Source organism: Ilyobacter sp., assembly GCF_041583315.1.
Classification (GTDB): Bacteria; Fusobacteriota; Fusobacteriia; order Fusobacteriales; family Fusobacteriaceae; genus Ilyobacter.
The window spans coordinates 1-7626 of the sequence record NZ_JBFHGC010000067.1; the positions used below are offsets into that span (position 1 = coordinate 1).

Consider the following 7626-nt stretch of genomic DNA (forward strand, 5'->3'; position numbering starts at 1 on the left):
GGTTTCGATTCCTAAAATTATCATTGTTTTCAACTCCCTTTTGTAATTTATTCCATGTTGAAATTATACCATTAATTATCTAAAAAAAAAAGAATTCAAACTCTTCTTAACCGTTTAGGTCACTTGCCTTAACCCCTGGAAACTATATCGCTTTCCCTTGATGAAATACCCTTGGTATGCTTTGAAAACCAAAGAAAGTGACAAGGCCTGTATAATTGAGCATTTTATCTGAAAAACCCCAAAAACTAAAATAATAAATTAAAAAAAACAGCCTGAAACCAGGCTGTCATTTCTATGCAAGTTCGTTGTCTGCCACAAAATACTTTGGGTCTTCCACAATATTTACTTCTATTATCTTTTCTGCATCTTTCAGAAGTTCATAACAGTCTTTGCTCAGATGTTTGAGCTTCAGTTTTTTCCCTGCCTGTCTGTACTTATCCGTTATATTATTGATTGCCTCTATCGCCGAATGATCCGTAACCTTTGATTTACCAAAATCAATTGCCACTACATCAGGGTCGTTCTGTACATCAAACAACTCTTTAAAGTTTGCTGCAGAACCAAAAAACAGAGGTCCTTCCAGTATGTATGTTTTAGTTCCGTTCTCATTAACTTTTACCTCTGCCGAGATTCTTTTTCCTTTTTCCCAGGCAAAGATCAATGCTGAAATTATTATTCCCACTATTACTGCCAGAGCCAGATCATGCTCCACTGTTATTGCCGCCACAATAATGATTATTATAAAATCCTTCTTAGGTATTCTTTTGCTGTACTTCAGACTTTCCCAGGCAAAAGTTTCAATAACAACCATAAACATTACTCCCACAAGAGCTGCCAGCGGTATTATCCCTATAATTTTCGAACCAAACAATACAAATGATAACAGTGCTAGAGCCGTAGATACTCCGGAAATTCTTCCTCTTCCTCCGCTTGTTAGGTTGATCATAGACTGTCCTATCATAGCGCAGCCACCTGTTCCACCCATCAGTCCGTTTATAAAGTTTCCTATTCCCTGTCCGATACTCTCCTTGTTGGCCTGTCCCCTAGTATCAGTAAGATCGTCTATGAGAGCCATTGTCAAAAGTGACTCTATAAGTCCTACCATAGCTGCTGTAACTGCAAAAGGCAGTACAATTTTTAAAGTTTCAAAGTTTAAAGGCACTTCCGGTAGATGGAATCTAGGTAATCCTCCTGCAATTCCCCCTTTGGAAAACTCAAGAACATTTGGTATATGAATTCCTATCTTGTTGCTCCATATAGAAAGACCGGTTGTGACACATATTGCCACCAGAGAAGCCGGCACAGCTTTTGTCAGTTTCGGCAGATAATGGATTATTCCCATTGTCAGAGCTACCAGTCCCAACACTACATATAGCTGAATTCCGGACATCCAGGCACCGTCTACTTTAAACTGACTCAGTTGAGCCAAAAATATAACGATAGCAAGACCGTTTACAAATCCTAGCATTACCGAATGAGGTATCATTCTGGCAAATTTTCCAAATTTAAAAATCCCTACCAGTATCTGTACTATTCCCATTACTATTACTGTGGCAAAGAGATACTCTATCCCGTGGAGAGCCACAAGTGCAGTAAATACCACTGCTATACTTCCTGCTGCTCCGGATATCATCCCGGGTCTTCCTCCGAAAATTGCCGTACACAGTCCGATTATTACTGCCGAATTAAGTCCCACTATAGGGTCAATTCCTGCTACAAAAGCAAAGGCAACAACTTCTGGTACCAGTGCAAAGGCAACTGTAAGACCGGACAAGACCTCATTCTTCATATTTAATTTTTCTTTTAAAAAGCTACTCATCATTCCTCCTGTCAAAACACAAACTAATATATAATAAAAAACTATTTTTCACAAATCAGACATTATTGTATCATACTTTCTGTTTTTTGACAAGTTTTAGAACTGGCTACTGTTCTGTTTTGGTTATACCTATCTTACAGGCACGCCTTTTTCTCTGAGTATCTCCTTGGCTCTTTCCACTGATGCTTTTGTCGGAGGCTCTACCCCCTTGAGCTCATATTCATATCCCATCTCTTCCCACTTATACTCTCCAAGACTGTGATAAGGAAGGATCTCCATTCTCTCTACATTATCAAGACCGGCAATAAAATCTCCCAGTTTTTCAAGGAGCTCTTCACTGTCAGTAATCCCAGGTACCAGTACGTGTCTTATCCATACAGGTTTTTTTATATCTGATAGGTATTTTGCAAATTTCAGCGTGGGCTCTAGTTCCACCTTTGTGAGATCTCTGTATATTTCAGGATCGATACATTTTATATCCAGAAGTACCAGGTCTACATATTCTAGTGCTTCTTTGACTGTATCATTGAGATATATCCCGCTGGTATCAACTGCTGTATTTATGTCGTTTTCCTTACAAAGTCTAAAAAGTTCCTTTGCAAATTCAGCCTGCATAAAAGGCTCGCCTCCGGAAAGAGTCATTCCTCCTCCGTTTTTAAAAAAAGGTTTATACTTAGATATCTCTCTAACCACATAACTTGCATCCTCTTCATAGCTGGCGTCTGACATATTCCAAGTATCCGGGTTATGACAGTATTTACATCTCAGAGGGCACCCTTGTGTAAAAACTACATATCTCAGGCCTGGTCCGTCTACTGTCCCACAGCTTTCATATGAGTGTAACTTTCCCAATACTTTACCCATTTTCATCTCCATCCTTATGAATAGTTATATAATTCTTAATACGAGCATTTTCCATAAAATCTTCCTATTAAAAATTAAAAATAAAGTTGAATAAGGGAAATCCTTAGGATTCCCCTTATTCTTTATTATAAATTAAATTCTTTCGTTGATTGTTCTGGATATAACGTCAAGCTGCTGCTCTCTGTTAAGTTTAGTAAAGTTAACTGCGTATCCAGATACTCTGATTGTAAGCTGTGGATATTTTTCAGGATGTGCCATTGCATCTTCAAGAAGTGCCTTGTCAAATACGTTTACATTCAGGTGATGTCCACCAGTTGGAGTAAAGTATCCGTCCATCAAGTTTATCAGGTTGTTGCATCTGTCCTCTTGCTCTTTTCCAAGAGTTGCAGGTGTTATTGCAAATGTATAAGAGATTCCGTCGTTTGCATCTTCAAATGGAAGCTTTGCTACTGATGACAGGGCTGCGATAGCTCCTTTTTTATCTCTTCCGTTCATTGGATTCGCTCCTGGTGCAAATGGTGCTCCAGATTTTCTTCCGCAAGGAGTAGCTCCTGTCTTCTTACCATATACAACGTTTGAAGTTATCGTAAGGATAGACTGAGTTGGTCTTGCTCCTCTGTACATTTGGTGAGTTCTGATCATGTTCATGAACTTTTTAGTGATGGAAACTGCAAACTGGTCAGTTTCGTCATGGTTGTTTCCAAATGCCTCATAGTCTCCTTCGATTTCGAAGTCTATAGCCATTCCTGCTTCGTCTCTTATTACTTTTACCTTAGCATTTTTAATAGCTGCAAAGGAATCTGCTACGATTGAAACTCCTGCTATTCCGTGAGCTTGAGTTCTCTCGATTTCAAGGTCATGTAGAGCCATTTCAAATGTTTCGTAAGCATATTTATCATGCATGTAGTGGATGATGTTTAGAGCTTTTACATATACTCCTGCAAGCCACTTAAGTACTTCTTCATATCTTTCCATTACCTCATCAAAATCAAGGTATTCAGAAGTTATTGGTGCAAAATGAGGTGCAACCTGTGCTCCTGATTTCTCATCTTTTCCGCCGTTTATTGCATAAAGAAGAGCTTTAGGAAGGTTTACTCTCGCTCCGAAGAACTGCATCCCTTTTCCGACTTTCATAGGAGATACACAACAAGCTATAGCATAGTCGTCTCCGAATTGAGGTCTCATAAGGTCATCATTTTCATATTGAAGTGCTGATGTATCGATTGATACTTTTGCACAGAATTTTTTCCAGTTTTGTGGAGATTTTGTAGACCAAAGAACTGTCAGATTCGGCTCTGGTGCCGGTCCTAGGTTGTATAGTGTATTCAGGTATCTGAATGATGTTTTACTTACTAGTGTTCTTCCGTCTGTACCTTCTCCTCCAAGAACCTCAGTAGTCCATACCGGATCTCCTGAGAATAACTCGTTGTAAGCAGGCGGTCTTAAGAATCTTACGATTCTTAGCTTCATGATAAACTGGTCGATAAACTCTTGAGCTTCCTCTTCAGTTATTCTTCCAGCTTCTAAGTCTCTGTTGATATAGATATCTAGGAATGTAGCAGTTCTTCCCAGTGACATCGCTGCTCCGTCTTGGTCCTTTACTGCACCAAGATATGAGAAGTATACAGATTGTATAGCTTCTTGAGCTGTCTCAGCAGGTTTAGATACGTCAAATCCGTAAGAAGCACACATTTTTCCAAATGCCTGAAGAGCTCTTACTTGCTCAGAAACCTCTTCTCTTCTTCTGATGATCTCATCTGACATCTCGCTTACATCTAATATATTAAGTTGAGATTTTTTATCTTGGATAATTCTGTCTAATCCATATACAGCTATTCTTCTGTAGTCTCCGATTATTCTTCCTCTTCCATAGGCATCAGGAAGTCCAGTTACCAGACCGTTACTTCTGGCAGCCTTGATATCAGAAGTATATACATCAAATACACCTTGGTTATGATGCTTTCTGTATTTAGTAAAGATCTCTTTTGTGAAGTCATCGATCTTATATCCATAAGCGTCAAGAGCCTGTTCTACAAGTCTTACTCCACCCTTAGGGAATATCCCTCTTTTTAGAGGTTTGTCAGTTTGTACCCCTACGATCTTTTCAAGATCCTTGTCTATATATCCAGGTCCGTATGCATCCAGTGCAGAAGGAATCTTAGTCTCAGCGTCATACACACCTTTTTTCTGCTCTTCCTTAAACATTTCTGTAAGTTTGTTCCACAGTTTTTTAGTTGCATCAGTTGGTTCTACTAAGAAGCTCTCGTCCCCAGTATATGGAGTATAGTTGTTTTGAATGAAATCTCTTACGTTGATCTCTTTTTTCCAGAGATCCCCTTTAAATCCTTGCCATTGTTTAAACATATTGAGTTCCTCCTAGATATTTATATATATAATATTATAAAATACAAAATTTAATACACTTTAACAATTCCAGCAAAATTTCAAGTTTCAATTAACATTTTCGGGAATTTATTAACAAAGTCGGAATAAATATAACATAAATATTAAATTCTGTCAAACAATATTATCCTGTACGGTTTAAAAACACATCATCCCATTGTCCTGTTTTTTATTACTTTGAGACTGTTTTTTTTATAATGATATAAAATTCAGATACTGATCAACGATTATTTTGTTAACCTATACTTCTTGTTCGCTTGTTGTACTCTTTCTTCTTTTGTAATTATTACAGTTTAATAGAGATTAACATATCTTAATAGCTTTTTCAAGTTTTTTTATCAAATTACTAAAGATTTTAAAAATCATTTTAATTATAATCTTTACTTAGATTTTGATTCTAAGAAACATATTAATATATTATTTTTTATTTTTCGGTAACCTTTGTGACATTGGCAAAAAAAAAGAGAACTAAAATTTCTCAAAGTTCTCCACAACTATATCTCTTACTATTTTATCCAGTTTTTTTATTTCAGCTACACTCATATCTTTTACATAGATTGGTTTTGATACGATGAGCTTTACTGTTTTACCCATTTTAGTTATTGCACTGCCTCTTCTTTGGATTTCATAAGTACCTTTTATTGTCACAGGCACTATTATTCCCTTTGTCTCTGTTGCCAGCTTAAAGCTGCCTTTTTTAAACTCACCTATCTCTCCGGTTTTAGACCTTTCTCCTTCGGGAAAGATTGTGATTGGATATCCGGCCTTTATAACCTCTACAGCTCTTTTTATACTTTTTATACCCTCTCTGGGATTACTTCTGTCCAAAAATACACAGTGAGATTTTTTCATCCACACTCCGAAAAAAGGCCAGGTTTCCATCTCTTTTTTGGCTACATATCCCGTTATAAAAGGTAACCCTGCCAAAAGTACCGGAATGTCCATATTACTCTGATGATTTCCTACTACCACGATTCCGTCTTCTGCCTTTAGATTTTCTACTGCCTCTCTATCCTCGTAGATAACCTCTAGCTTAGTTCCTATGGATCCCAAAATCCAGGTTCCAAATTTTTTAAATTCTCTTCTCGTTAACCGTGCTGATTTTTCCTCTCCCGAAAACAAAATTATTGGAAGATAAAATATTGTCATATAAATGAAAAAACCCAGCCCCGACAAAAGAGCTAATATCAAACCTAACATAAAACCACTCCCAATTAAAATATTACATCAGTAATATTATCATAAAACCCTTTTTTTAGAAAGTTATTCCTCATCCTCGTCTCTCAAAGCTTCCTTCACACTATCATAACCAAAGCCTTTTCTCAAAAGATAATTTATTTTTTTATCATGAGGTTTACTGCTTATTTTAGACAGAAGTTTTTTTATCTTATAAACTTCATTCTGGCCACTGTCATTAAAAGCTTCCTTTACAATTTCAGCCTTTATTCCCCTCGCCCTCAGATCATATTCTATTTTTTTTCTTCCGTCTTTGCTTCTTTCGATAAACGACTTTGCATAGGAGTAGTCATCTATGTACCCTTTTTCCTCTATCTCTGAAATTACTTTTTTTATAATCTCTTTTTCCTGAAATTTTATACGCAGTTTTCTCTCTAGTTCCTTTGAGGTGTAGTCCCTTCTAGACAGCAGAAAGTAAGATTTCGAAAGGGCAGCCAGGTAGACCACCCGTTCGTATTCCTCTATACTCAGCTCTTCTTTTCTAGAGAGACCCATCTCATAAATTATATCCGGACTCACATCTATTACTCTGTCGTCCTCTAGATATAGTTTATTTCTCTTCAGATTCAGTATCTTCAACTTTTACCTTCTTGGTTACTTCAACTTCAGGAAAAATAATTTTATTCAGATCCATTTCTATCTGCCCTAGAAGATCGCTTTCCTCTTCCAGTCTCAGTTTTACATTTTCTTTTCCCTGGCCTAGCCTCACATCTCCGTAGCTGAACCATGCTCCTGATTTTGACACTATATCATTGTCGATGGCCATATCCAGTATCTCTCCCGCTCTTGAGATACCCTTTCCGTACATGATCTGAAATTTTGCCTCTTTAAAAGGAGGAGCTATCTTGTTCTTTGTTATCTTCACAGAGGTTTCGTTTCCTATTACATTATCACCTTGTTTTACACTTCCGATTCTTTTTATCTCCATTCTTACAGAAGAATAAAATTTAAGGGCTCTTCCTCCTGTAGTTGTTGTCTGAGGACCGAAACCAAACCCTCCTATTTTTTCTCTAATCTGATTTATAAATATCATGGTGGTTTTTGATTTATTCAGACTTCCTGTGAGTTTTCTCAAGGCCTTTGACATAAGTCTTGCCTGAAGACCCATCTGCTGATCTCCCATCTCTCCCTCTATCTCAGCTTTAGGCACAAGAGCCGCTACCGAATCCACTACTATTACGTCTACTGCTCCAGACCTCACCAGCATATCACCTATTTCAAGAGCCTGCTCTCCGTTGTCAGGCTGTGATATGAGGAGTTCGTCTACATCTACACCCAGAGCCTTTGCATAAGCCGGATCAAGA

The 7626-nt window shown here is 37.5% G+C and carries 6 protein-coding genes; all 6 read right to left on the reverse strand.

What is annotated here, in order from left to right; all coding sequences use genetic code 11:
* Positions 1–292: 292 nt before the first annotated feature.
* A complete protein-coding gene (locus ABZA26_RS03820; RefSeq protein WP_372713193.1) occupies positions 293–1819 on the reverse strand; it encodes a SulP family inorganic anion transporter in 1527 nt (508 codons plus the stop codon).
* Positions 1820–1948: 129 nt separating this feature from the next.
* Complete coding sequence (pflA, locus tag ABZA26_RS03825; RefSeq protein WP_372713194.1) at positions 1949–2683, reverse strand: pyruvate formate-lyase-activating protein; 735 nt, start codon at positions 2681–2683, stop codon at positions 1949–1951.
* 132 nt (positions 2684–2815) lie between these two features.
* Positions 2816–5047, reverse strand: coding sequence for a formate C-acetyltransferase (gene pflB / locus ABZA26_RS03830; protein WP_372713195.1), 2232 nt, complete (start codon positions 5045–5047; stop codon positions 2816–2818).
* A 507-nt stretch (positions 5048–5554) separates the two neighbouring features.
* The gene (locus tag ABZA26_RS03835) at positions 5555–6286 is read right to left on the reverse strand and encodes a lysophospholipid acyltransferase family protein (RefSeq protein WP_372713196.1); all 732 of its coding nucleotides are present in this window, start codon (positions 6284–6286) and stop codon (positions 5555–5557) included.
* Between the two features lie 63 nt (positions 6287–6349).
* Positions 6350–6901, reverse strand: a complete 552-nt coding sequence (locus tag ABZA26_RS03840; RefSeq protein ID WP_372713197.1) for a regulatory protein RecX — start codon at positions 6899–6901, stop codon at positions 6350–6352.
* Positions 6873–7626: recombinase RecA (gene recA / locus ABZA26_RS03845; RefSeq protein ID WP_372713198.1), on the reverse strand; the 754-nt coding region annotated here is incomplete at its 5' end. The genes recA and ABZA26_RS03840, both read right to left, overlap by 29 nt.